This is a genomic window from Paenibacillus sp. AR247 (genome assembly GCF_002968895.1).
Taxonomy (GTDB): domain Bacteria; phylum Bacillota; class Bacilli; order Paenibacillales; family Paenibacillaceae; genus Paenibacillus_AQ; species Paenibacillus_AQ favisporus.
The window spans coordinates 115623-117267 of the sequence record NZ_PCZT01000023.1 but is presented as its reverse complement, the minus strand read 5'-3'; the positions used below and the strand labels follow the sequence as shown (position 1 = coordinate 117267).

Genomic DNA, 1645 nt, shown 5'->3' with positions numbered 1-1645 from the left:
GCGGTCTGTCTTCTTTGAAGGTACGTCGATAGACGTTTTTCTTAAGATTATAGAATTTATAAATTTCAGCGAAGCTGAACCATTCTATAATCGCAAGAAAAACTTCAGCTAAATCGCGGTCTGTCTTCTTTGAAGGTACGTCGATAGACGTTTTTCTTATCTTATATCACTATATTTACATCACGTTGGCCGAATGCAATCCACGGTTGAGACCGAGCGTGCGTGCCGTCGACGTATGAATTTCGCGGATCAGCCCCGGATTTTTCATCAAAGGTGCGCCATAAGACGGAATCATTTCCCGAAGCTTCGGCTCCCATGCCTTCGCATGCTGAGGGAAGCATTTTTCGATGACTTCGAGCATGACGGAAACAGCGGTGGAGGCCCCCGGAGAAGCCCCCAGCAAGGCAGCAATGGATCCGTCCGCGGCGGTCACGACTTCCGTACCGAACTGGAGCGTGCCTTTGCCGCCAGCTTCCGTATCTTTGATGACCTGCACGCGCTGGCCGGCCACCAGCATATCCCAATCCTCGCTCTTGGCGTTCGGGATGAACTCACGCAGCTCTTCCATCCGTTTTTCCTTCGACAGCATCACCTGCTGGATCAGGTACTTGGTCAGCGACAGGTTCTGGCGCCTGCAGCCAGCATCGTGAGCACATTCCGCTAAAAAACCACTCCATTATCTGGAGTGGTTTCTGTCTTTAATATGCTGATGGAACGGTATCGTCCAAACCGCTGAGATACAGTTCATATCCTCGGGTGTTTTTTCACGCTTGAAAGATGATATTATGCCTTAGGCATTTCGTTATAGAAAGCGACATCCTCAATCGGTAATCTTAGCGTAGGGTGTCCAGGCTTTGCCGCTTTGCCGATGGCGATAAGCATAATAGGAGCGTATCTCTCCGGAATATCGAACGCTTCTACAAATTTAGCCTGATCAAAGCCGCCCATCGGAACCGTATCATATCCTTTGGCACGGGCGACAAGCATAAGCTGCATGGATACCAATCCACTGTCAATAGATACTTTTTGGAGAACAGTCTCCGGAGGCATGCTTGCGAACAACCCCTGGTAGCGTTCCACAAACGATTTAGCCGTCTCTGCCGGCATGTAACCCGCATCGACCGCCATTCCGTAAATCTTCTCGGCCAATTTATAGCCTTCCAAATCTCCGAGTACCGCAATGACAGCGGAAGCCTCAATCACCTGCTGCTGATCAAAAGCGATCGGAAACAGTTTTTGCTTCAGCTCCTGCGAGTCGATGACGAGAAACCGCCACGGCTGCAGATTAGCGCCTGAAGGAGCCAGTGCAGCTTGCTGCAGGATTTCGTTCATTTCTTCCCGCGAAATTTTCACATCGGGATCATAGCTGCGGACGGACCGCCGTTCCTGAATAACGTTAAAAAATGGCTGCTGCTCCACGGTTTGTGACAATTGTGAAACGGACATGCTTCTCTCCTCCTCGTAATTACTGTGCTCAGTACAGGCACAGTATATCTTAAAATAAAATGCAGTCGGGCCACCAACTGCAACTAACATGAACACAGTATATAACGTTTCGGCTCACATTGCAATCCAGTATTTATTATTGCATCAAATCGGCTAACGTATGCTGCTTGAGCAATTCAACCGTCTGATTCTGCACTTC

The 1645-nt window shown here is 49.1% G+C and carries 1 protein-coding gene and 1 pseudogene; both read right to left on the bottom strand.

Features of this window, described 5'->3' with window-relative positions; translation table 11 throughout:
- Window positions 1–175: 175 nt before the first annotated feature.
- Window positions 176–657, bottom strand: a pseudogene (locus CPT76_RS29535) (malate:quinone oxidoreductase); the annotation flags it as partial.
- A 126-nt stretch (window positions 658–783) separates the two neighbouring features.
- Entirely contained in the window at window positions 784–1446 is a 663-nt protein-coding gene (locus CPT76_RS29530) for a nitroreductase family protein (protein WP_105445410.1), read from the bottom strand.
- Window positions 1447–1645 lie beyond the last annotated feature (199 nt).

Bases quoted from the DNA above. Each gene is read 5' to 3' on its own strand.
- CPT76_RS29530 (WP_105445410.1), bottom strand. From the start codon at position 1,446: ATGTCCGTTTCACAATTGTCACAAACCGTGGAGCAGCAGCCATTTTTT.